The following is a 22,964-nucleotide window of genomic DNA, read 5'->3' on the forward strand; positions in this document are numbered from 1 at the left end:
TACAACGAGGTTGAGCGCGCGCATGTCTGGACTTTGTTCCCTCTAAAGCATTCAATCTCGACCCTTTTGAATTTCATCCCTTTTTTGAGGTTTTTGTCATGCGTTTCACTTTGCCTGCTCTGGTTCTGGGTCTTCTGGTTGCTCAAGGCGCAATCGCCGGTGACGGTACTGCTGCCATTGGTGGCGGCCTCGGTGGTGCTCTGGGCAACGTTGTGGGCCAAAGCATGGGTGGAAGCACCGGTGCCGCGATCGGTGCTGGTGTCGCGGGCGCTGCGGGCAGTGCGGTTGCCGCCAAGAAAGGCCGCCGCACCAGCGCGGCCATCGGTGGTGGCGTGGGCGCTGCCGGCGGTTCGATCATCGGTAACAGCCTGGGTGGCAGGACCGGCTCGACGATCGGCGCAGGCCTGGGCGGCGCCTTGGGCGGCGGCGTAGGCAGCAACCTGGCCCACGGCCACAAACGTCATTGATCCGTAGGGTAGTCAACAAAAGCCCGGCTTGATGCCGGGCTTTTGCGTTTTTGAACGTTTATGGAATTAAAGGCTCGTATACACATACCCCCGATAAATAAGAGGCGTGCCATGACCCCGAAAACCCAAGGTAATGAAGTGCAGTACCCGAGTACTCGACGCTTGACGTTACCGGCGATTGTTTTTGGATTGTTGTTTACACCGTTTGTAATGGCTGCAGGCGATGGTACCGCAGCCGTGGGCGGTGGTATTGGTGGTGCATTGGGCAACGTGGTAGGCGGTCAAATGGGTGGCAGCACGGGTGCTGCAATCGGTGCCGGTGTCGGTGGCGCCGCTGGTAGCGCGATCGGCGCACCCAAGGGCAGTCGCACCGAAGCGGCGGTAGGCGGTGGATTGGGTTCCGCCGGCGGTTCGGTGATCGGCAACAGCCTGGGCGGCAGAACCGGATCGACCATTGGCGCCGGCCTGGGTGGTGCAGCCGGTGGTGCGGTCGGTAACAATCTGGGAAGCGACGATGGCGATTCTCACTCCCATTCCGGCAACGGTCACAAGCATAAGCACAAACACAAGAACAAACATCACTGACGGATTCGATCGGCAACATAACCGATGGTCTCCCTGATCGAACCTGACGATCGACGCTGCCTCCAACGGTCAGGGCCTGCCTTTCAGGTCCGTTGCGAGGTGCTCCATGAACGCAGATCCGAAAGTCGCCGACATCGACGAAACCCCCGAATACCCCCTGCCTTCACCTACCGATTCCCTGAGTCGCGATCAGCGGCCTCCCGATGACGAGCCCGGTGTCGAACAGGTCCCCAACGATGACCTCAAGCGCACGGATTCTGATGTCGAAGTCGATCCGGACGATCCGGACATCGCTGGTGAGGACGCATCCGGCGAGCCGAGCTGACTGACCTCTGGCGCGAGACCGCCTGTCGAATGAGTGGCAACCCTGCCGATGCACTGCTGCCAGACTCAAGGTATGCAACGGGTAAAAGGAGACGTCCATGATCAGGTCAAGCGTGTTGGCCCTGGCAGTGGCTAGTCTGTTATCGATCGGTTCAGGCGTAGCATTTTCACAATCCTCAGGTAACGACGCGCCCGTCGATAAGGGCGGTATGCCGCCGTCTACTGAAATGAATGCAGGCTCTGGAACGGAGAACGCATTACCGCCTGGCGCCATCAGGAATGGCAATGCAGGCGATGCTAACGGGAGCACCACCCGCCCGGAGACGGGAAGCGGGTCGACCAGCGGTGGCAGTTCGACGGGGAGCGCTTCTGGCAATGGGTCTGGAGGATCAGATAGTGCTGCCAAGGTAGTGGGACAGGCAAGGCGGGCGGTTAGCCTGGCATAAATCAACAGCGCGTAACGCTGTCCGGGCCCGGCGATTTGCCGGGCTTTTTGCATCATGCGCCCGTTGCTCTTGGCCACGGCGGCTCGTTATGCTGCTGAAACCTTTAATCTGTCGCGGAACGGCCGTACCTGAGCCGCCTGGGATGTCATGAAAACGGATCAGATGCGATGAATTTACCGCTCAAGGAGTTCGGCCCCATCAAGGCCGTGATTTTCGATATGGACGGCTTGTTGCTGGACACCGAGGGGATTTACACCGAAGTCACGGCCACGATTGCCGCGCGCTATGGCCGAACGTTTGACTGGAGCGTCAAGCAGAACATCATCGGCCGTGGCGCAGGTGACCTGGCGAGTTATGTGGTGCAGGCGCTGGACTTGCCGATCAGCGCCGAAGAGTTCTTGGTGATTCGCGAGCCGCTGATGCGCGAGCGTTTTCCTGCGGCGCAGGCGATGCCGGGAGCAGAAGAGCTGGTTCGGCACTTGAAGGCGCACAACATTCCCATTGCGGTGGGAACCAGCTCCTCAAGCCAGTCGTTCGGCCAGAAAACCACCTTGCATCGCGACTGGTTCGCCTTGTTCGACTTCATCGTCACGGCCGATGATCCAGAGGTAGGCGCGGCCAAACCGGCGCCGGATATCTTCCTGACGGCCGCGCGGCGCCTGGGTGTCGACCCGCGCGATTGCCTGGTGTTCGAGGATTCGCCGTTCGGTGTCACGGCGGCCAAGGCGGCGGGGATGACGGCGATTGCGATTCCGGATGCGGCGATGGCCGACGAAAAATACGCACACGCCGATGGCATTCTTCGTTCGCTGAAAGCCTTCAAGCCCAGTGCCTGTGGTTTGCCAGCGCTCGATTGGGCCTGATGATCAAAACTTGTAAGAGCGAGCATGCTCGCGATGAGCCTGAGAGCGCCGCTGGGTGTCAGGGTTCACTCGTCATCGTTGACGACCATCGCGAGCATGCTCGCTCCTACAGGGTCAGGCGCCAAACCCACCGTCGATGGTCAGGCTCGCACCGGTGATGTAGCCAGCTTCGGGACCGACCAGGTAGGCGACGAAACTGGCGATCTCTTCGGCTTTGCCGTAGCGGCCCACTGCCATCAACGGGATCAGGCTGTCGGCGAAGTCGCCGTGGGCAGGGTTCATGTCGGTATCGACCGGGCCCGGTTGCACGTTGTTGATGGTGATGCCCTTGGGGCCGAGGTCGCGGGCCAGGCCCTTGGTCAGGCCAACCAGCGCCGATTTGCTCATGGCGTACGGGCCACCACCGGCGAAGGGCATGCGATCGGCATTGGTGCTGCCGATATTGATGATGCGACCGCCTTCGGTCATGTGGCTGGCGGCAGCCTGGGTGGCGATGAATACGCTGCGTACGTTGATCGCCAGGGTCTGGTCGAAGTCTTCGAGCTTGAAATCTTCCAGCGGTGCGACGGCCAGCACACCAGCGTTATTGACCAGGATATCCAACTGGCCAAACGTTTCTACGGTGCTCGTTACGGCTGCGCGAATGGCCTCGGCGTCAGCGCTGTCGGCCTTGATGGCCAGGGCTTTGCCGCCGCCCTGGATGATGCTGTTCTGCAATTCTTCGGCCTTGGCCGTGGAGCTGACATAGGTAAAGGCGACTGTCGCGCCTTCAGCGGCCAGGCGCTTGACGATGGCAGCGCCGATGCCGCGGGAACCGCCTTGGATCAAAGCCACTTTGCCGCTGAGGTTCTGAGTAGTCATATCGATCTCCAAAGTCCCGAGGCGAGATGTCCCGGTTGATGGAGCCTAGTATCGATTCAGGATTTCAAGCTGACTTCAGTGGTCAGCAGAAAATAAAATCACCTCGTTTCTGATCAACGGGTTACGGTGAGTGAGTCATCTGAAAATAAAAGAAAACAGCATTTGATCTTAAAATTGGTACGACTGCGATCAATTGAAGATAAAAACATTGCGTGAAGGCGACAGCCCTCAGGTTGCGGTGGCCTGGAGCAGATGAGTACAGTTTGTGCTGCAAATTGTTCAATCCCCCCCCTAGTATCATCAGGCACAGGACAGAAAAAGTGCATCGCTTTACCTCGTAAACGACGTCTATGCAAGTGATTGAATACCGGGCATGTCGTCTTGGAGTCGAGCAATTATCGAGGGCGGTGAGACTATTTTTGAATGTTACATCCCGTATAGGGACTCTAGAAGGTGACCCATTAACAATGCACGTTGAAGCAGGTCGTTTTTCGTAGAGAGAGTTGTAACTCTTGAAGGGGGGGGTTAAGCGGCTGAAACCAATTTTTCCGATTTTACCGATATCACAATGGAGGCATAACCCAAAGCCAGGTAAGTGGCGAGTCAGGCATCACTGGTTCAGTGGCAGGCGCAAGCAAGTTTTGATTAGCTGTGTTTGTTGCTTGATATTCTGTGTATTTTTTCGTTAGTGAGTGGGCTTTTAGAATGTGGATATCACATTGGCTGTAGAGCAGTTGTATGTCTCCATTGGAGTAGGCCAGTGCACAAGATGCCTGAAGTTCTGAAGTGTTGATCAGGCGGAGGACCTCATCGCGCGAGCATTTCATTGTTTTGGTTACTTGTTCGAGCGACAAATGTTGTTGCAGGTGACTGTTTATGATCTGAATGTGGGCCAGAGAGTAGCATGGGGTTTCCCCGATAATGTCTGGTTTTATTAAACCTGTCAGAACGAATCGAAAATGTAATAGGCGGGGGGATATTTTCAAAAAATTGGCCACTTGACTGGCTGTGAAACCAGTTGCTTGGCGTTCGATGGATGTAGGTCTAAACTGTGTGGTTTCTTCGGTTGGTGCTGTGTTAGTACTTGCTATCTTGAGTGTGTTGTCTATATTCTGAGGTGGTGGTAGTGCGATTGGAAAGAGTTGCGCGGGTTGTTTTATTTTGTCTCGTAGTTCTTCCAAAATAAAAGGAATTTTAAATTGTTCATAAATGTGCGGTCCTTGTTTGTTTTGGTGTTTGGTGATGCCAAGCTGATTGAGTTGGCGGATCGTTTGTCTTTGTGTTGTTTTTAGGGTGTGAGAGAGTTTGCTGGCTAAGATATAGGTGTTGTTGAAGTTTTTGATGGATGTTTTGCTAATTAGTATGGCGTACCCTTTGCCAGTTTTTTTGTTTTTGGCTCGCTGTAAATAGCCTAGTTCGGCTAGTTGTAATATCGTAGTGATTCTACAGTGCAGTAGCGCAGCGGCCTCCCGCATAGTTAAATAGTTATGAGAGAGGCTCTCCGCTTTAGATTTAATATTAAGTAAGCGATCAAGTGTGCTCCGAATTAGTCTGCAAATAGGAGCGTGACAATGGTAGTAAGGCACGCCTCTGCCGTAGCGTTTTACTTCGAAGTTGTGAGAGTTGAAAATTTTTTGTGACCACTTTTTCGAGCCGGCCATAGAGTAATTAATTTCACGCAGCGTCAGTTCTACGTCAATACAGCATAATCCTGTTTCACAGTTTAAGTTCGCAGGATTCGGTTCTGTTATTAGTTCGTTTGCGAGCTTAATTAGCAGTGGGTGAGATGTGCGCCATGGTGAAAGATGCATTGATCGTGTGAACCCTGGGTAATTTGCAAGTTGTTCTGTAATCATTTTTGAAGCGTGATTTCTAATTTCATCTATAAGAAAGAATGAATTTTTTTCTTTGTTTGGCTTTCTAGATATCCAGATGTCCTCACATATATGCGCGATGTAGGTCATTTGCGAAAGTTTGTGAATGTCAGAAATCGGGCCAAACGCCTGAAGGCGATCGGCTTCCATCATTGTGCCCTTTAGGCATTTTGAGTTGCGTCTGTCGGATCCGCATTTGCAAAAAAGAAGATTTGCATTGGTCCAATGCTCACGCTCATGGCAATCAGGACAGTGTGTGACTATAAGTGTTTGATGCAGAGGACAGACAGGTAAATCCCGTACGTCTTGAAAAACGGTGATCAATTCGTTGCGTAAGCATTCGGGGCAGTACGCGAAGTAATGTGCAAACTGTGAGCGATACAGGGAGATTTCATCGAGGATCCAAAGTGTAGCATCTGTATTTTTTACCGTATAGCTATTTGCCGAGAGCCGTTGCGCGAGATCCGGCGCTGTCATGGTCAACCTACTGAATAAGGGTGATTGCTCTGTTAATAAATCCAGCGCGTCTCTATGGTAGGGGACATTGAGAAACGCGCACATAGTGGCAACAGTGGAGTACCCATTGTGATACGCAGTCCGTATCATCACTCCCTTAGGGCTTTCCCATTGTTGGGGGATGCCCACGTAACATAGAGCGCTCATTTGTGCGGTACCAATATCTTATTGATTTTGGATTTTAATGTGCTATTCAGTTGCTTGGGTGTCATGCGGAAGTGATTGGGGTTGCAGCAAAACGCCAGGTCGTCGGCGGCCTCTGCGAAGTCGTTGATTGTTAAGCTATAGTCTCCCCTGAGGAGTGCTATTCGAAAGCTATCGTGCAGCAAATTACTCAATCGCCTAAAATTTCCTTCGGTGGCGAGATAAATAGCTTTATAGGGGGTGGGGTCGGTTAAGTGGATATAGTCTGTTAAACAACCTAATCTGATAATTTCCTGTTGTAAGGCGGCAAGCACACCCAGTAGTGTCGGTGTACCTGACTCCTCAGCCAAAGGCAACCACTGCAAGTGGGCGCGATAAGGAAAGCGGTCACTTAGTTCTTGAACTGTATCTATTGTGGCTTCAGCAGTATCTGAACCAGAGATCAAAAATGGTATGCCGGATTTGTTTAGAAGTAAAATAATCCACTTGCACAACGACGCCTTGGTTTTAGATAATCCTTTACCGGCTACATGGTGGAAGTCGTCAAAAATTACCAGTTTTACCTCCATTGTTATGAGTCTCTCGATGATGAGGGTCTCTAAGACAGTAATGCTTTGATGGTCGCTGACATCCCCGGCAAGAATTTTGGCCATCACCATGGACAAGCTTTTTATCGTGGCAGATTCCGGTAGTTCGACATACACACAGGGTTTTATTGTTTTTTCGCAGTCTGCGCGAATAACTTTTTGACTGTAACCAAGTTGCTTCTCAAGCTTTAAGCATAATCTGGTTTTTCCAACGCCAGTAGGACCGATCAACATGGCTGACGAGGGGTCTTTACGGTCGCGCGTAGAGTCGATACTTTTGGTAACGAGCCGCATTGCCTCCTGGTAGGCTGGGTACCAAATCGTACAGGCGGCCAATTCTTCGAGTGCTTCATCAATATTGATGCCGTTAGGAGAGGTGCTCATAGGCGGTCCACTTTGAAGATAGGGATTTCACTGTCTCCCACGGGCCTCTCATCCAGCACAGCAGTGTTGCTTGGGTTATCCATACCACTATCTTTGGAATTGGTATTTTTGCCAAGCTGCACATTATGGCGTAGTTGGCGAGATTCCTCGTACTCTTTGGCCATGCGGCGTCGAAGCATTAATAACGCGACATCGGCTTCACTGTCGTCAAATTCTCGTCCTGCGGCGAGATATTCTTTATGCAGTAAATCATGCTCTGTCAGGGTAAGACCGTTTTGATACCTAGAGTTGGTGGCGTAGGCGCGCACAGGTTGGCGTGGAGTGTCGGGGTGAGCGACCCATATCTCGCCTAAATCTAACGGGTTGTAACTGCAAATCGCTAATTGTCCTTTTTTTAGTTTTGATCGAATTTCTTGCAGATCCGGGCCATACCAGCTTAAACATAAAAATTGTACTCGCCCTGCAGCGCTGATCATTGCTGATTGAACAACACGGCACAATGTATCCAAATCCTCTGCGGTAAATTTTTCCGGTGGAAGTTTGTTTTTCATTGCCCGCTCCCACGCCACCGCTGGCGGCATGTTTAGGGTACGGTGTCTCCGTTGATGGTAGATATTTTCTATCCAATCCTCTATATGCCGATTCATACTAGCCATGGTAAATGCCGCTTCGCCTTCCGAGTCGTAGAATCGACGTTCGGCTGGACTAGACATAGTGGTACCCGCCTGCTCGTGCAACCACAGTTCAAATGTTTCAAAAAAACGCTCTATGCGCGCGCGCGCATTGGCGGTGTAGGGTGGACCTCGATTAAAAAGAATATTCAGTCGATCCAGAAAATACCGAATTGTCGCATTGACGAATTCAGCGCCATTGTCGCTGTGCAGGTAGATAGGTTTTCCCCGACGACGTTCTTCGCCAGGCACTGCCTGCAATGCCTTTTTCAATGCGCGAATTGTTTTTTCTGCGCATGGGTACGTCGTTGATAGTTCCCAGCCGATGACACTTCGCGTTTTGATTTCAAAAATTACGGTCCACCAAAGAATTTTGCCTAACAGATTTCCTTTTTCATCGATGATGAAAATATCGAGCAGATGGTTGTCTATTTCTGCCAGTTCCAACAGTTCATGAGGTTCGTCGCTTAATTCACTTGAGTGGTGGTATTTCTTTACAAACTCCGCACCTTGACGGGCTAGATCACTCGTATATTGGCACAGTTTTTTTATTTTTCTCTGAACGGTAGACGGTGAAGGCGTTTTCAGTAATCGGGTGGAGTAGCCCTCGCGGAGGCGGTTCATCAGGATGATCTGACCATGAATTAAACTATGAATAGTTTTAGGGCTGGTAGGTGGTATTTTATCTTCATACTCTTGAGCAATAATTTCCCGAGTTATAGCTTCGACCTCCTTTTCCAAGCGTTTGCCGCGCGGTAAATAACTCTGTTCTTTCAATAGGCAGAAGCGATCGCAGTTATGTTTTTTGTAGTGCGTGGTCCATTTGTATAAAGAGTTATAGCAGGGCGGTGATGGGTCTCCCATTTCAAGAGCAATCTGTTTAATCAGCTTCTTGGTGGCTTTTACGGGCAGTGCGCCGCCTAGTTGTTTGAGCGCGGCTTCGACGTAACGATATTTGCGCTGGGCGGCAATCACCTGCGGGTCTTGTGGGTTGAGAAAAGCTAGGGCGTTGGAGCCCGCACCCGGCGGACGGGCATACTGCACAATAGTTTGATGAGACACCTCGGTCATCATTGTATCGACGGCCAGTGCTCGGGTGTACGGTTTCTCCAGGTCCCTGAGCGTCACCAACTCGTCATCGACGTGAATAACCGCCATGATTCGGCCATTGACGAGGTATTGGCACCCAACGGTAGGCACATCTGGTGACTTACTCATGGGACGGAGCCCAATCCACCATCAGGTCCAACGTCAAACGTTGGGTCAAGTCGGCAGTCAGTCGGCCCGTGAATAGGTTGTAACAGATTGTCCCGATGTCGGGTGCAGCGCTGTCCTGGACCAAGTCGCCCAGCGTCGTCGGCCACACACGCTGCTGCAGGTAGTGCAAGCAATACATCTGCCGCTGCTGGTTGTAGGTACTCGAGCGGCTATAAAGCTCTAGCAGGGTGTGAAACATGGTTGACCCGGTAATTCGCTGTTGGTTGCGGCGTTTAAAGGACCACCCCTCCTGGAAGCACAGCGCATGGAAGCTCTCCAGCTTGGTCAGTAGACTCTGCCGTTGCTTGGTGAAATCGTGCTTGATCTCAGTGAAGTAGTTTTCCCCGTGCGTCAGCACGACGAGAAAATCCGGCGTATAGCGATAGCGCTGTTCCGCATCTATCCAGGTAAAGGTGTGTGGTTGCGTGTAGTACCTAACGACCTGGGGGGCAAACTCCAGCCAAATGCAGTACGCAGACTCCAATACCGAATGGCACTCCATCGAATGGCCATTTTTGCGGGAAGGAAAGTCCACGAGGAAATTTTGGCGACGTCGCTGGAAGCAAGACCGCACGGGGCCATCGTCGAGGTTCATTGCCTTGGACGTGATGATCATCTTGCGACCTCCCCTGTGATACTGAGGGTTCCACCGCGACGTGGCGGATGCGAATACACCTCGGCAATTTTTGGTGGGGGTGCTTCGTTCGTAAAGGGGACCTAAGTACCTCCGGCTATAACGACCCGGCCATGTAGTAATTACCCTCCTGGACCAATGACGAGCTCGATATTTGTTGAGCTTTTCGGGGTTACCCGAAATGACGAAGGAGGAGTGTTTGGCCGACTAATTGGCCTGGTCTTTTGCGCAACAGTTTGAGAGTTCGACGTCAGAAGGGACCGCTGAGGTCGATGAGATGTACCGCCATGGTGATGAACGAAGGAGCGCGGCCTTTTCAGCCCATGTGAACCAGCATTCGACAACTGATTGGTTGGGGGGAAAGTTTGCCCGGTCCGCGAGTAATTTTTGATCCCAGCGCGAATCCGGCCAGGCCGGCCATTGGGATGATTCGCCATGGCTTCGACCGTACCAATTACCCACTCGCATACCGCATACCTGACGCAAATATGTACCCCGAGTACAAAGCGTGTCTGTGTATCAGACAGTATTACGATTTGCATAAGCGCACCCTTAGGTTCGTTGGCATGGATGTCGGGTGCCCATGTCGACAGCGATTCGACGCTGACCGTCATCCCGAGCGCGCCCAGCAGGTAACCGGCCAAACCGTACGCTTGGTCACGATGAAACTCTCCCTGGAGCAGTAAGTTGTCCCGGCGAAACAGATTCAGGTTGGGTGGCGTACTTGCCTGCCGAGAGAAAAAGGGGCGGAGATGAAGGCTGGCGAGGGACTGCGTTGTTCGCAAAGGAAAGGCGTGATGCGGCAGCGCTTTGCCGGGTACTGGTTGAAAGTTTGGTCGGTGCAGGTAGTTCGACATCGGGTGAGAAATGCCAAACGATCTAAAAGCTAATGCTGTGCTGAGGTGGCGTTTAAGCGTTTCACTTCGCAAGCTATACCGGAAAAGTATGGTATTCATGATGGATAGTTCCCGGCAGTTCAGAGGTTTATTGACGTCGCTGCGTTCAGATTATTCAACACTTTCTTTTTCGGCAGGTCGACGCCGTTTGGTTGTTGGGCGAGGCAGCTAATTTCTCGGTGTTGCCTGCCTTGTTCGCCGCTTTTTATAAACACCTGTTACGTTTCGTCGCCGCGGCCTCCGTGCGCCCCAGTTAGAGCTGTGCTTGACTGCGGGTGTTGAGAGCTGAAAAAGGTGACGTGCCATGAGTTGTTCATCCTTGGTCGGTCGGCTGAGGGGCCGTGTGTTTGCTCATAGCCTGTGCAGCTGTTTTGGATGCCCGTACGACCCCGGGGCATTGGAGCGATGTGGCTCCGCCTGGGAATATCAGCATCATTCGTGGTTAGACTTGGCCCGTAATAACAAATGGCGGCGGTTACTGGACGGTAGTGAGCTCCGCACCATGTGTTTGCAGTTACTGTTAAAGGACTATCCAGTTCTGCAGTCTGTGCAGATTGATCCGCTGTGGGAGGTCCTGAGCGCACTCTGGGATGAGCGCCGCGACACCAATCATTTGGCGCATACACTGCATTTTGAAAACGGCTACCTGCTACCGGCGATTGGCCCCGCCCTGATGCGTCGCCTGTGTGTCTGCCCCGACTGGCGCAACCTGGGATTTGTCCTTGCCCTGCTGGGCTCGACGTCCAGACAATTCAAATCTCACCGTCATTGGTTGCGCACGCATTTCCTCAATTACCTGCTCCTGGTGTGCATGACTGAACCGGGTTGTATCGTCCGTCAGCCGCTGTACGAGTTGCTTAATGAATTGTATGAACGACAGTTTTTTGGACGTATCGATGATTGGCCGTCTGACTTCACTGCCTTCGAACAGGCTTACCAAGTTATTAACCGCTACGGGGACTGGCTGCGCTATCGCGGGCGGATCTCTGGCTGGGATCTCTACGCCTGTACGCTTGTGCAGCATTGCTGGCCGGACGAAGAATGGCTGCGTCAGAACGTCTTGGCGCTGGTCGGTCCGCCAGCGCCCTTTGAACGGTCACCGCGACAGGCTAAATGGGTTGAGGACGCCCTTAAAGGCCACTACCGTGACCGTTTTGCGACGGGAGAATGGCCTGATGTTCCCGATTCGCTACCGGTCGAGCCTGCGCCCGTGGCAGCGGGCTTAAGCTAGGGGTGGACAGGGAGAGCAAAGTTAGCTGTCGTCGGTGGGCGAGGGTGGTCGTGCCGAGTGGCTGAGCAAGCCCTGCAAGCGCGCGACCTGTTGCCGCTGGAACCGCAGCTCGCGACGGTTCTGCCGTTCCGTGAGCACCTGACGCTTGAGCCGTTCGCGCAGGCCGGCGTGCTCGGCGGCTAACGCCTGGACCCGCGCCTGCGCGCTGTGCTCGCGGACCTCCGCATCCTGGTTTTTTTGCAACAACTGCTGCAGTGCACGTTCACGCTGGCGATCTTGCTGGCCCTGGTGGCGCAGTTCACCGACCAGCCGTTCGTTGTCCTGGAATAGGTGGGCGAGTTCATCCTGCTTGTCCGAAAGACTGATACGGAGCGCACGCAACTCGTGTTGCAACTGTTGGATTTGAGCGTCGTGTCGCTGGGTTTCCTGCTCTCGCTGCGACAGATGCTGTTGGCGAAAGTGCTTGAGCGCTTCACGTGCTTGGCGGTGCTTGTCCTCCAGCGATTGGATGTGCGCCGCCCGTTCGACCAACAGCTGGTTCTGGTCGCGTTCCAGCTGGCCCAAACGTTGGCATTCGCCTTCCGCTTGGCGCAGTTGCTCCTGGAGTGTTCGCTCGTGCTCACGCAGGGCCTGCAGCTCACGATCAAGGCCAGCGTAAGCGCCCTGCAGTTGATCGATTTGCGCCCGGTGCTGCAGCCGCTGCTGCTCATACGCCGAACGATCCCGCTGCAGGCACTGGCGATCCTCGGCGACCGACTGTTCGGCCAGCACCGTGAGTCGAGCGCTTAAACCGGCGACAAAGCTGTGCAGTTCCTCGTCTGGGGTCGGCGGCAGCGCCTGCTCTCGGGCGCCGAGTTCCTTCAGGTAGCGCTGAATGGTGCTCTTCGAACCGGTGTTGCCCAGCTCCACGCGCACGGCGTCGATGCTGGGGTGCTGGCCGCGGGCGAGCAGTGCTTCGCGGGCGATTTGCACCACGGCCTTGTTGATGCCTCCGCGTGCCATGGCCTGACTCCGACGATTTCGTACTGGTTTACAGAGTATGCAATTACAGCTGTAACCCTGCCTTTAGGACGGCAGGAATTCGGACGGACTGGCGTTCGAGAATGCTGAATTCTTGAACGTGACAAGCCTTTTTCGATGCGGGGTCCCGAAATCGCGGTATGCGGGAGGTGCAATGAGCGATTCAGCCGAGCGGTACCTGCAAGCGGCGCGACGCGTCAGTACCCTGCGGCGCTATGCACAAGCCGTTGAGCACTTTGAGGTGGAGTGGGGCGGCATGCTGCCGGCCTCCAGTGAAAGCGTCGTGCGCTACCTGGCGGCTTATGGTGCCCGGTTATCCAGCAACACCTTGCGCACGCACCTGGCGGCTTTGGCGCAGTGGCACCAGCAGTACGGCTTCGATGACCCGACCAAGGCGTCGCGGGTGCGTGATGTGCTGCGCGGCATTCAGGCGCTGCACCCGCAACCCATTAAGCAGGCTGAAGCGCTGCAGTTACAGATGTTGGAAGCGTGCGTCGAGGGGTTGGTCGGGCAATTGACCTCGGATCAATTAGCGGTGCGGCTGCGCGCGGCGCGGGACCAGGCTTTGATGCTAATGGGCTTTTGGCGTGCGCTGCGGGGTGACGAACTGTGCCGGCTGCAAGTCGAGCATATTCAGCTGCGCGAAGGGCAAGCGTTGGACATCTTCCTTGCCAGCAGCAAGACCGACCGCGACCATCGCGGTCGTACTTTGGTGCTTCCGGCGCTGAAGCGGCTCTGTCCAGTGGATGCCTACCAGCACTGGCTGGCGGTCAGTGGCATTAACCAAGGGCCGGTATTTCGCGCCATCGATCGCTGGGGTCACTTAGCGGAGGAACCGGTCAACCCGAACAGTCTCTCGCGCATTTTGCGTCTGGCGTTTTTGCGCAGCGGTGTGGCTGGCGAGGGTTATACCGCGCATTCACTGCGCCGCGGTTTTGCCACCTGGGCCAGTCGCAACCAGTGGAGCAGCAAGGCGTTGATGGAGTACGTCGGTTGGCGCGACGTGCAGTCGGCGGTGCGCTATGTTGAGGCTGATGCGCCCTTCGGCGATTGGGCACGTTGAGCGCACTGACGCCAAAGGGATGACCTGGCGGGAAGGGTATGGGGGCATTGCCGCCACTGACTCCTGGAAGATCTCGGCAGTAACGCTTCGCCGATTGTCGAGCGGCAAGCCGCCCTATTCGGTGAGCAGAGTATGGTAGGCCTACCGTGTTAGTAATGGACCCGGATCGGCCGCTGACGACATGTTTCACTCTCCCCATTTAAACCGTTGGCTCGACGGTGTGAGGGGGGCAGGGAAGACGACTGTTCATCGCGATTGAACCGAGACCGGGAAGGCCATTTTTGGGAGATGGCGAGCCGGTAGGCGACCGCGTGAGCTAGGTGCGTGTTTTTGTCGACCCGGATTACAGAATTTGTCACTGAATAGACTGTTTACCTAATTCTAAGGGGAAGTGAAAAATCCGACCAAATGAGAGGAATCAAGCGGGCAAAAGAGATTGTCGCCTGAGAGGTAAATGAGATGAACGAATCGAAATTTGATCCTGAGGACATGTCGATCATCGAGCTTGACACTTCCGGTACCAGCCTCTACGAAGCTTCGTGCTTCCTCGACACCCCGGAAACCATCAGCGCATATCTTGCTGAAAGTATGATGGCTCAAGACCCGCAAATATTCATGAAAGCGCTCGCCGAGGTTGTTAAAGCCCGAGGCTTGAACAAGGTTGCCCAAGAAGCGGGAGTCGATCGAGAGAGCCTTTGTAAATCCCTTCAAGGCGGGGCAAAAATTCGCTTTGAGACTGTCAAGAAGCTGTTAATGGCAGTAGGAGTAGAACTCACCGTGCAGCCGATTGCAGCAAGCCAGTCCGCGCCAAATTTCACCAACCCCGCTGCGGGTGTTGCCAAAAAAGCGGCGGCAGCAAAATTACGGTAGCTGCCAAACCAGCGTCCATGCTGACTACGACACCGCTACCGCGTGGTACGCCAGTAACAAAAGAGGAACACAACCATGACCGCTGTTCTTGAAAATTCGCAGAGCGTGCGCGCTGCGCTCGAAAGTCTTCAAATGCTTCTGGAGCAGTTGCGCGGTCAATTCGTGAACGGCATCGAGGGGCCAGAGGATTACGCTCGGGCCACTGTACTGCTTGATGAACTGACCGACGGACATGAACTCAACAAGTATGAGGAGCGGATCCTTATCGAGCTTGAAGACGCGATTCTGGCTTACGAACAAAAAGGCGAACAGCTCAAGGCGTTTAACGCTGCGATCAAGGCCACCATCACACCGTTGCAGCTGCTCAAGGACTTGATGGAGACACTGGAACTGACCGGCTCGGATCTGCCCGAAATTGGCGACAAATTCGTGGTGTCCAAGGTTCTCAATGGCAATAGGTCGATCAGCCCTAGAATGGCATTCGCCCTGGCCGAGCGCTTCCATATGGACCCGAAAGCATTCGTTTCGGATACTCCTATGCTTCCCGGGAAGCATCGGCTACAGGCCCACGTCACGCCCGGTAAATTGGAACGCAAGCGTAAAGCCGAACTGGTTCCCAAGAGGCTCTGAAGGTCAACGTCCGGAGAGTTCGTATGTGTTGGCGATCTTCCCCCGACGCGTGATGACCAGAAGTTGGCTGCATCGTCGAGGAAGGCCCCGGCCAAAGGCTGATAAGACAGTCCTTCAGTGACAACTTTTGACCGATTCCTTACTGTCGAGAAAGGCAGCAATCGACCGATTCTGTTGAAAAAGTAGGCTCTGATTTCCACGGTAGAAAAGTACGCGCTTGAGATTGAAATCTTTACATTGAGCAGAGGATTTCGGGGTCAGATTTCTTGTAGCGGCGCGCAAAAAACGCATTTTCAGCGGTCAGTATGTGGGCGGTCTGTAAGAACCGACTTTTTCAACAGAATCGACCCAGGCTGTGTGAAAACGCCTGCGATTGTCTAATCTTCTGATCGTCTAGATCGTGGTGGGGACGATCATGAAGCGATTCATCGAAGGTGAGTCTCGGACGCAAGTCACCTTGCTGCCGGAGTGCCTGGACGATTACGTAGCCGAAGAAAATCCAGTGCGCGTGGTCGACGTTTTCGTCGATGAACTCGACCTGGGTGCACTTGGTTTTGAGGGCGTCGATCCTGCTGCAACGGGTCGCCCCGCCTACCATCCAGCGGTCTTGCTGAAGATCTATATCTACGGCTACCTCAATCGTATTCAGTCCAGTCGCCGGCTTGAGCGTGAGGCCGAGCGCAACGTCGAGTTGATGTGGCTAACGGGGCGTTTGGCTCCGGATTTCAAAACCATTGCCGACTTTCGCAAGGACAACGGCAAAGCTATTCGCAGCGTATGCCGCCAGTTCGTGGTGCTTTGCCGTAACCTCAATCTCTTCTCTCAATCGATCATCGCCATCGATGGCAGCAAATTCAAAGCCGTCAATAATCGCGACCGCAACTTCACCCAGGGCAAAGTGAAGGCACGCATGCGGCAGATCGAGCAGAGCATTGATCGATATCTGGCGGCAATGGATTCGGCGGATCGGGCAACGCCCGAAGTGGCTGAGGCCAAAGCCGAGCGGCTAAAAGAAAAGATTGAAACCCTGAAACAGCAGATGCAGAAACTCAAAGACATCGAGGCGCAGCTTCACGACAGCCCAGACCAGCAAATCTCCCTCACCGATCCAGATGCACGCTCAATGGCCACGAGCGGCCGAGGCACCGGAACGGTTGGCTATAACGTACAAACGGCCGTCGACGACAAACACCATCTGATCATTGCCCATGAGGTGACCAACGTTGGCAATGACCGGACGCAACTCAGCAATATGGCGAACCAGGCGCGTGAGGAGATCAGCGCCGAGTCGCTGACAGTGGTAGCCGACCGAGGTTATTACAAGGGTCTGGAAATCCTTGCCTGCGAGCAGGCTGGCATCACCACCTTCGTACCGAAACCCCTGACATCAGGCAGCAAAGCCGAAGGCCGATTTGGTAAGCAGGACTTCATCTACCTTGCCGCATCGGACGAGTATCGATGCCCTGCGGGACAGTTGCTGACCCGGCGGCATTCTTCAGTGGAAGACGGCATGTTATTGCACTGTTACTACTTCTCGGGGTGCCAGTCCTGCTCAATGCACAAGCAATGTACGACCGGTAAGGAGCGCCGGGTAAAGCGCTGGGAACATGAAGCCGTAGCCGATGCAATGCAGGTACGGCTTGAAAATGATCCAACGATGATGAGGCGCCGCCGACAGACCGTTGAACATCCATTTGGAACGCTCAAATACTGGATGGGAAGTACCCACTTCCTGACCAAAACCCTGCCGAGGGTAAGCACCGAGATGAGCCTTCATGTGCTGGCCTACAACCTCAAACGAATGATGAGCATCTTCGGTATCTCAGGACTGCTTGAAGCGATCAGGGCGTGATCCACCCGCTTGATCGTCCGTGAGTTGCTGTTTGGGCCGCTGACGCGGCCCAAACAGCATTAACGAACGCCTATGTAACTGACTAGGGCAATTCGCGATTCCGTCTGCTGGTTTCGCAGGCAACGCCCGTAGCTCTCAGCTTTCGAAGTGTTCAGTGCGTTTTCACACAGCCTGGACCCAAAGCTGCCTTTCAGGATTGGCTGGTAACGAATAAAACCCGATCATTCGTGATAGACAGAAAGCTGCCAATAGAAGCCATCAGATTACGAGAGGTAAATTTTTTTACTTTTTTGCGCTCCTGACTTTCCCGAGGTCCTCCAGGTGTCAAGCGAGAAGACCTAAATCTTGGCTTTCATCCACGAAACCAAGTGAGAGCCCTCTCTGGGAAAAATAACCCGATCCTGCGGCGTGTTACCGATCACCTCTGGCACGGGGTGTTGGTGGCGTAGGAATCGTTGGGGACACACTCTCAACTGCGCCCTTGCTCGGAAAATGAAGCTTTACTAGGCGCCATTTCGCAGCGGATCTCGCCAATCTGCAACGGGAAGGCATACTGGCTTCCAGCACGAGATCACTTCAAACAACCGGGACTGTTAATGTTCCGGGAAATTGACGCAAACCCACCGACCAATCTTCCTCGCTGGCTTTCGGTCAAAACCGAGTCCGGAATATTGCGTGCATTAGCCTTTATCGCAGCACGCGACGGAATGGCCTACGCAGGCAGGTTGCCCATGGAAAAGATTGCGCACGTATTGGCTCGCGCAGCCGGGCACTGGAGCTCGTCGGCCCAGTATTTATTCCGCGCTACGAAGAAGTCGTAGAACAGCTTCAGGGCCACTATCAACGCGTTTTGAACAGGATGCATCTTGCTGGCTACACTACGTTCACCAACCTCATCTGTAACAAGGAAATAACCTATGGGCGTGCTGAGTGAGTTCAAGGCCTTTGCGATCAAAGGCAACGTAGTCGATTTGGCTGTCGGTATCATCATCGGTGCCGCTTTCGGAAAGATCGTTTCGTCGTTTGTCGGCGATGTGATCATGCCGCCAATCGGCCTGCTGATCGGTGGAGTGGATTTCAGCGATCTGGCCATTACGCTCAAGGCAGCCAGTGGGGACATTCCGGCGGTACTGCTGTCGTACGGTAAATTCATCCAGAGCCTGATCGATTTCATCATCGTCGCGTTTGCGATCTTCATGGCCGTCAAAGTCATCAACCGCATGAAGCGCGAAGAGGCCGTCGCCCCCACCCTGCCACCGGTTCCGACCAAGGAAGAAGAGCTGCTGGGTGAGATCCGCGACCTGCTCAAGGCCGAGAATAATCGGCGCTGAACGCTTGAATGAAACAACAAATGGCGCCATAAACGTGCCGTTTTACAAATAGTTGTCCACCTCGCTTGTCGAGCAAACCGACCAATTGCAGCATTTAGAAAATAATGGCACCAGTAAATGGCTGTGCGGCGTGAGAGGCTAAATGGCAGGCTTGACATGAAGCAGCCTAAAAATGCCCTTATCGAGTAGGGGGGAAGCTGATGGTGGATCTGACAGAAATGGTGAAGTCCGGGGAGCAACTCTTACAACGAGCTCTGGAAGCTGTTGGTAGATATCACGAAGCTAGAGACTCATCAGTGCCGGAGGATGAAGTGGAGCGCCTTCGTGCTGAAGCTAACTTATTGTTGCGGGTCGTATGGGAATATCAATTCCGAGCTCTGAGTTCGACGTAGCAGCACAGCCATCCATCGTCAGGGCATGCAATGGCGGAGCTATGAGCGCTTAAAGAAAACCGCCCGGTGCGAATTCCTTTTAAGCTACGAACGCCTCATTGAGTTGCTCGATGAATCGGGCAGCTGCCCTGGATAATTATGTGGGTACTTGATGAAGGATGACTGTAACCGTCCGGTAGACACGTCTTGACGGATCTTATTCCTTGCGAGCCATTGGCCGTGCTGAAGTTGTTCCGGTCGGATGTGGGTCAGTGTTGCGTCGGCACGCGGATCAATTCGCCAGTGATTCCCCTCTAATGCAGCTGAATCGCGGGTTGCAAAAAATTGTTTTGAACGACCGGTCGATAAGCCGATCTATGAAGTGATCGACCGGTTGCCCAACGGATCAGTTTCCCCCTTCTTAGACACCGCTCTTTTGATCGTAGCCAGCCCTTTCATCCTTACCAGACTTGTTAAGGCTATGTTGCTTGAACGCCTGCGCGACAGTTCCCCTTAATTGCTCGTCGTCCCAAGGTTTAGTGAGGAATTTATAGATAGCTCCCTGGTTTATCGATTCGGTCACTGACTTGAGGTCCGTATATCCAGACAAGATGAGACGGATGGTCTCCGGGTAGAGGCTCTTGACCTGACTGAAGAACTCCGTTCCGCTCATCTCTGGCATGCGTTGATCCGAGAGGATGACCTGTACATCGTGTTTGGCGAGAAGGACGAAGGCATCTTGGGCGCTGGTGGCGGTTATAATCTGGTAGCCATCACGTCGAAGGACCCGGTTCAGGGCGCGCAGAATATTCTCCTCGTCGTCGAGCAATAGCAGGGTCTGCCCTGTGTTGTTCTGTTTTTGCTCAAGCGATTGTCGACTTTGTTGTGCCTTGTGCGTATGCAAAAAGCTCTCTAGCTGGGCTAACGGCATGGGTTTGGCGAAGTAGTAGCCTTGAAATTCGTCGCAATGGTTTTTTTTCAGGAAGGCGACCTGGGATTCCGTTTCGACACCTTCGGCGATCACCTTGAGCTCAAGGTGGTGAGCCATCGAAATGATGCCTCGAGTGATTGCGGCATCATGACGGTCGCTGATCACCTCTTGAATGAAGGTATGGTCGATCTTGATCTTGTCGACCGGAAGACGCTTGAGGTAGTTCAGGCTGGAGTAGCCTGTGCCGAAATCATCGATCGAAACCTGTACACCAAGATCTTTTAATGCGTGCAACGTGTAGACGGCTTTTTCAGTGTTATCCAATAACACTGTCTCGGTGATTTCTAGCTCCAGCATTCTGGCCGGCAAATGCGTCTGTTCAAGTACTGTGCGCACGCTCTCGACGAAGTTAGCCCTCCTAAACTGGACGGGTGAAACATTCACGGCCATCACCAATTCATTCCAGCCCTTGTCGGCCAGTGAGCGAGCATGACGGCAAGCGGTTCTAAACACCCAGTCGCTCAGCGGAATGATCTGTCCGGTTTCCTCAGCCACTGGGATGAACTGCGCCGGTGAAATAGGACCATGATCGGCGTGCGTCCAGCGCAACAGCGCCTCGACACCAATGACTTTACCGCTTCGCCCATCGATCTGTGGCTGGTAATGGAGTTGAAAGGCCTCGGCGTCGAGGGCTTTCTGCATTTCGTTGCGTAGACTAAAGCGTTCGCTGATTTTGCGTTCCAGATCGGTGGTATACCACTGACAGTTGTTATGACCTTGTTGCTTGGCTTTTTGCATGGCAATGCTGGCCTGCTGAATTAGCAGGGAGGGCTGTTCGATAGTGCCGTCGCTTAGCGTAATGCCGATGCTGGCAGTTAAGTGCATATCGGCATTATCGATCCGGTAGACACGGGCGATGTTTTCGATCATCCGCTTGCTCACCAGCAACGCATCTTCTTCCCGTGCTAGATCAGGTAATACGACCACGAACCTATCGCTGTCCAGGCGCGCAACGGTGTCACCTGGGCGTACCTGCTGGCTGATGCGCTGGGCCACTTCGATAAGCAGCTGATCGCCAACCGAATGCCCTAAGCTTTGGTTTATAGGTTTGAAGCCGTCAAGGTCGATGAACATCACTGCTAGGCTGCGCTGGTAACGCTGGCTTATTTGGCAGCCCTGGTTAAGACGATCTTCCAATAGCGAACGGTTAGGTAGGCCCGTGAGCACGTCGTGGCTGGCAACATATGCTAGTTGGGATTCATTGTGCCTTTTCTCGGAAATATCGTTCTGCACGCCAATGAAGTGGGTGATCTCCCCCCGTTCATTAGGTACCGGGGTGATGTACAGGTCGTTCCAAAACGGCGTGCCGTCCTTGCGAAAATTTCGTAGCACGACGTGTATATCGTCGAGTAGCGTCAGGCACCGGTGAATCTCGCTTATCCCAGGTTGATCACGCTCGCCGTTTTGCAGAAAGCGGCAGTTGCGTCCAATGATTTCCTCGGCGCAGTAACCGGTCATGCGTTCAAATCCGGGGTTGGCGTAAATGATCGGTAGGTCTTCTGCCCGGGCATCGCAGATCACGACGCCGTTGGAGCTGGCCTCAAGGCTGCGTTGTAGTAAACGCATTTTATTTTCGGCGATCTTGCGCTGGCTGATATCACGTAGCGACAGCAGCCGTACCGGTTCCCCGTCCCATTCGGTCTGGGTGCAATGCACTTCCGCTTCCAAGGTACTTCCATCACTCAGCGGAATGTTCCATTCATAGAGCTGGTCTGGATCATATGATTTAGCCAGGTACGTTTTCACTGATGGCATCAACGATGTGCCGAAGAGCCTTGTTGCAGCCCGATTGGAGTAGAGCACACTGTCATGCTGATCAACGAGAAGTTGAACGTCGAGGCTGCTGTTAAATATTCGGCGGAACGATTTGTTTTTTCGTTCAATTTCCCGGCGAGCCGACATCGTCGCGGTCACATTCCTGGCCATTACCAAGAAAGCCGGAGCCTCGCTGTACTCAATTTTTTGGACCAGCAGTTCCAAGATCACATCATGGCCATCCTTGTGGCGATGTGCCCATATCCCTTGGTTGCATGGCTCATCAGTGCGAAGCACTTGTTCCACGGACCTGGAAAGGCGTTTCCGTTCCTTTGGCGCGAGGATGTCCGCTATTGTCATGCGCAGCAATTCTTCATGCGAATAGCCGTGCAACTCAATCGTCGTTTGGTTAACCGCGAGGATTGCCAAGTGTTGTTGATCAACGACGTAGATAGCTTCTGGACAGGTGTCGAACAGTAGGCGATAGCGTTTTTCGCTGCGGATCAAGGCATGCTTAGCGTGCTCACGCTCCAGAGCGTAACGGAGGGTTCGCAGCAGCAGTTGGCTGCTGAACTCACCCTTGACCAAGTAGTCGGTGGCGCCCATTTCGAGAGCGCTCATATCCAGCTCGTCGTTGCCCTGGCCGGTGAGGAGGATCAACGGCACCGTGATTCCAAAGCCCTTAGCTTGAGCTATTAGATCCAGACCGTTTTCAGCGCCTAGGCGATAATCAATCAGGTAAAGGTCGTGTGCCTGTTGCGCAATTGTAGTCAACGCCTCGCCGTAATCACTGATCCAGTCCAGTTGATACTGCAATTGCCGATCTTCATTGAGAAAATCGCGAATGATTATGTAGTCGTCCTCGTCATCCTCGATCAATAGCAAGCGCAGCTTACAGGGGGCATTCATCGGATTTTGTCCTCCGTTGGGAGGATCGCAGTTCCGAGCCAAAAGCTGCAAAGAGTATGAGTCATTGAGACCAGGTCAGAAAAGGAGGAGGGTTTGCTGATGAAGGCGTTGGCTCCGCTCTCGTAACTGTGCTTTACATCCTCGATTGCATTTGAGGTCGTCAGTACTATGACGGGAATAGAGCGCAGAAGAGGGTCGACCTTGATTTCGTTAAGGGCCTCGCGACCGCTTTTGCGTGGCATATTCAGATCCAGTAGGATTAGCCCTGGTAGGCGATAACAGTGCTTCAAGTAGTCCAGCAACTCTTCGCCGTCATGTTTAAAGATCACCTTGTTGACGATCATATTTTCCTTGAGCGCCTCCTGCAAAAGCTGGCAATCATCGAGGTCGTCGTCGACGATGAGAATATCCAAACCGTTGATGCCCTTCATA

19 protein-coding genes are annotated in these 22,964 nt (G+C 53.6%); 11 read left to right on the forward strand and 8 right to left on the reverse strand.

Annotation, left to right across the window (positions count from 1 at the left end):
- The first annotated feature begins 98 nt into the window (after positions 1–98).
- The 4 genes from CGA21_RS06600 to CGA21_RS06615 all read left to right on the forward strand — a co-directional run bounded on the left by CGA21_RS06600 (position 99) and on the right by CGA21_RS06615 (position 2,685).
- Positions 99–467 carry a bacteriocin gene (locus CGA21_RS06600; protein ID WP_110749560.1) on the forward strand — a complete coding sequence of 123 codons (369 nt, stop codon included), beginning with the start codon at positions 99–101 and terminating at the stop codon, positions 465–467.
- A gap of 111 nt (positions 468–578) precedes the next feature.
- Positions 579–1,052 carry a glycine zipper domain-containing protein gene (locus CGA21_RS06605; RefSeq protein WP_110749558.1) on the forward strand — a complete coding sequence of 158 codons (474 nt, stop codon included), beginning with the start codon at positions 579–581 and terminating at the stop codon, positions 1,050–1,052.
- 106 nt (positions 1,053–1,158) lie between these two features.
- Positions 1,159–1,377, forward strand: a complete 219-nt coding sequence (locus tag CGA21_RS06610) for a hypothetical protein (protein ID WP_033041340.1) — start codon at positions 1,159–1,161, stop codon at positions 1,375–1,377.
- A 612-nt stretch (positions 1,378–1,989) separates the two neighbouring features.
- A complete protein-coding gene (locus CGA21_RS06615) occupies positions 1,990–2,685 on the forward strand; it encodes an HAD-IA family hydrolase (protein WP_110749554.1) in 696 nt (231 codons plus the stop codon).
- A 114-nt stretch (positions 2,686–2,799) separates the two neighbouring features.
- On the opposite strand, the gene CGA21_RS06620 is transcribed toward CGA21_RS06615, so the two are convergent.
- The 5 genes from CGA21_RS06620 to CGA21_RS06640 form a co-directional block, all read right to left on the reverse strand.
- Complete coding sequence (locus tag CGA21_RS06620; RefSeq protein WP_188263801.1) at positions 2,800–3,546, reverse strand: 3-oxoacyl-ACP reductase family protein; 747 nt, start codon at positions 3,544–3,546, stop codon at positions 2,800–2,802.
- A 563-nt stretch (positions 3,547–4,109) separates the two neighbouring features.
- The gene (locus CGA21_RS06625) at positions 4,110–6,083 is read right to left on the reverse strand and encodes a TniQ family protein (RefSeq protein ID WP_188263802.1); all 1,974 of its coding nucleotides are present in this window, start codon (positions 6,081–6,083) and stop codon (positions 4,110–4,112) included.
- Entirely contained in the window at positions 6,080–7,051 is a 972-nt protein-coding gene (locus tag CGA21_RS06630; protein WP_188263803.1) for a TniB family NTP-binding protein, read from the reverse strand. The genes CGA21_RS06625 and CGA21_RS06630 overlap by 4 nt, the downstream gene beginning before the upstream one ends.
- A complete protein-coding gene (locus CGA21_RS06635; protein WP_188263804.1) occupies positions 7,048–8,940 on the reverse strand; it encodes a DDE-type integrase/transposase/recombinase in 1,893 nt (630 codons plus the stop codon). Before CGA21_RS06635 ends, CGA21_RS06630 begins: the two co-directional genes overlap by 4 nt.
- Positions 8,933–9,595: a TnsA endonuclease N-terminal domain-containing protein gene (locus CGA21_RS06640; protein WP_188263805.1), complete on the reverse strand. Its 663-nt coding sequence runs from the start codon at positions 9,593–9,595 to the stop codon at positions 8,933–8,935. Before CGA21_RS06640 ends, CGA21_RS06635 begins: the two co-directional genes overlap by 8 nt.
- A 1,362-nt stretch (positions 9,596–10,957) precedes the next feature.
- Here CGA21_RS06640 and CGA21_RS06645 point away from each other — a divergent pair.
- Positions 10,958–11,740, forward strand: a complete 783-nt coding sequence (locus CGA21_RS06645) for a hypothetical protein (RefSeq protein WP_223194024.1) — start codon at positions 10,958–10,960, stop codon at positions 11,738–11,740.
- 21 nt (positions 11,741–11,761) lie between these two features.
- Here the strand turns inward: CGA21_RS06645 and CGA21_RS06650 are convergent, their stop codons facing one another.
- Entirely contained in the window at positions 11,762–12,742 is a 981-nt protein-coding gene (locus CGA21_RS06650; protein ID WP_188263807.1) for a DNA-binding protein, read from the reverse strand.
- 172 nt (positions 12,743–12,914) lie between these two features.
- On the opposite strand from CGA21_RS06650, the gene CGA21_RS06655 reads away from it, so the two are divergent.
- From CGA21_RS06655 to mscL, 6 genes are all read left to right on the forward strand, one after another.
- Entirely contained in the window at positions 12,915–13,823 is a 909-nt protein-coding gene (locus tag CGA21_RS06655; protein WP_188263808.1) for a site-specific integrase, read from the forward strand.
- A 459-nt stretch (positions 13,824–14,282) separates the two neighbouring features.
- On the forward strand, positions 14,283–14,693 hold the full coding sequence (locus CGA21_RS06660; protein WP_188263809.1) for an addiction module antidote protein: 411 nt from the start codon (positions 14,283–14,285) through the stop codon (positions 14,691–14,693).
- Between the two features lie 75 nt (positions 14,694–14,768).
- A complete protein-coding gene (locus CGA21_RS06665) occupies positions 14,769–15,323 on the forward strand; it encodes a type II toxin-antitoxin system HigA family antitoxin (protein ID WP_223194025.1) in 555 nt (184 codons plus the stop codon).
- 415 nt (positions 15,324–15,738) lie between these two features.
- On the forward strand, positions 15,739–17,175 hold the full coding sequence (locus CGA21_RS06670) for an IS1182 family transposase (protein WP_188263810.1): 1,437 nt from the start codon (positions 15,739–15,741) through the stop codon (positions 17,173–17,175).
- Positions 17,176–17,630: 455 nt separating this feature from the next.
- Entirely contained in the window at positions 17,631–17,996 is a 366-nt protein-coding gene (locus CGA21_RS06675; RefSeq protein ID WP_188263811.1) for a gamma-glutamylcyclotransferase, read from the forward strand.
- Between the two features lie 96 nt (positions 17,997–18,092).
- A complete protein-coding gene (gene mscL / locus CGA21_RS06680) occupies positions 18,093–18,506 on the forward strand; it encodes a large-conductance mechanosensitive channel protein MscL (protein ID WP_188263812.1) in 414 nt (137 codons plus the stop codon).
- Between the two features lie 792 nt (positions 18,507–19,298).
- Here the strand turns inward: mscL and CGA21_RS06685 are convergent.
- Complete coding sequence (locus CGA21_RS06685; protein ID WP_188263813.1) at positions 19,299–22,532, reverse strand: EAL domain-containing protein; 3,234 nt, start codon at positions 22,530–22,532, stop codon at positions 19,299–19,301.
- On the reverse strand, positions 22,529–22,963 hold the full coding sequence (locus tag CGA21_RS06690; RefSeq protein WP_188263814.1) for a response regulator: 435 nt from the start codon (positions 22,961–22,963) through the stop codon (positions 22,529–22,531). The genes CGA21_RS06685 and CGA21_RS06690 overlap by 4 nt, the downstream gene beginning before the upstream one ends.
- Position 22,964 lies beyond the last annotated feature (1 nt).

It is taken from the genome of Pseudomonas sp. PSB11 (genome assembly GCF_014596605.1).
Classification (GTDB): Bacteria; Pseudomonadota; Gammaproteobacteria; order Pseudomonadales; family Pseudomonadaceae; genus Aquipseudomonas; species Aquipseudomonas umsongensis.

Coding starts and splice junctions, on each gene's coding strand:
- CGA21_RS06690 (WP_188263814.1), bottom strand. CDS start 22,963: ATGAAGGGCATCAACGGTTTGGATATTCTCATCGTCGACGACGACCTC.
- CGA21_RS06640 (WP_188263805.1), bottom strand. CDS start 9,595: ATGATCATCACGTCCAAGGCAATGAACCTCGACGATGGCCCCGTGCGG.
- CGA21_RS06655 (WP_188263808.1), top strand. CDS start 12,915: ATGAGCGATTCAGCCGAGCGGTACCTGCAAGCGGCGCGACGCGTCAGT.
- CGA21_RS06660 (WP_188263809.1), top strand. CDS start 14,283: ATGAACGAATCGAAATTTGATCCTGAGGACATGTCGATCATCGAGCTT.
- CGA21_RS06625 (WP_188263802.1), bottom strand. CDS start 6,083: ATGAGCGCTCTATGTTACGTGGGCATCCCCCAACAATGGGAAAGCCCT.
- mscL (WP_188263812.1), top strand. CDS start 18,093: ATGGGCGTGCTGAGTGAGTTCAAGGCCTTTGCGATCAAAGGCAACGTA.
- CGA21_RS06650 (WP_188263807.1), bottom strand. CDS start 12,742: ATGGCACGCGGAGGCATCAACAAGGCCGTGGTGCAAATCGCCCGCGAA.
- CGA21_RS06615 (WP_110749554.1), top strand. CDS start 1,990: ATGAATTTACCGCTCAAGGAGTTCGGCCCCATCAAGGCCGTGATTTTC.
- CGA21_RS06600 (WP_110749560.1), top strand. CDS start 99: ATGCGTTTCACTTTGCCTGCTCTGGTTCTGGGTCTTCTGGTTGCTCAA.
- CGA21_RS06610 (WP_033041340.1), top strand. CDS start 1,159: ATGAACGCAGATCCGAAAGTCGCCGACATCGACGAAACCCCCGAATAC.
- CGA21_RS06685 (WP_188263813.1), bottom strand. CDS start 22,532: ATGAATGCCCCCTGTAAGCTGCGCTTGCTATTGATCGAGGATGACGAG.
- CGA21_RS06605 (WP_110749558.1), top strand. CDS start 579: ATGACCCCGAAAACCCAAGGTAATGAAGTGCAGTACCCGAGTACTCGA.
- CGA21_RS06630 (WP_188263803.1), bottom strand. CDS start 7,051: ATGAGCACCTCTCCTAACGGCATCAATATTGATGAAGCACTCGAAGAA.
- CGA21_RS06670 (WP_188263810.1), top strand. CDS start 15,739: ATGAAGCGATTCATCGAAGGTGAGTCTCGGACGCAAGTCACCTTGCTG.
- CGA21_RS06635 (WP_188263804.1), bottom strand. CDS start 8,940: ATGAGTAAGTCACCAGATGTGCCTACCGTTGGGTGCCAATACCTCGTC.
- CGA21_RS06665 (WP_223194025.1), top strand. CDS start 14,769: ATGACCGCTGTTCTTGAAAATTCGCAGAGCGTGCGCGCTGCGCTCGAA.
- CGA21_RS06620 (WP_188263801.1), bottom strand. CDS start 3,546: ATGACTACTCAGAACCTCAGCGGCAAAGTGGCTTTGATCCAAGGCGGT.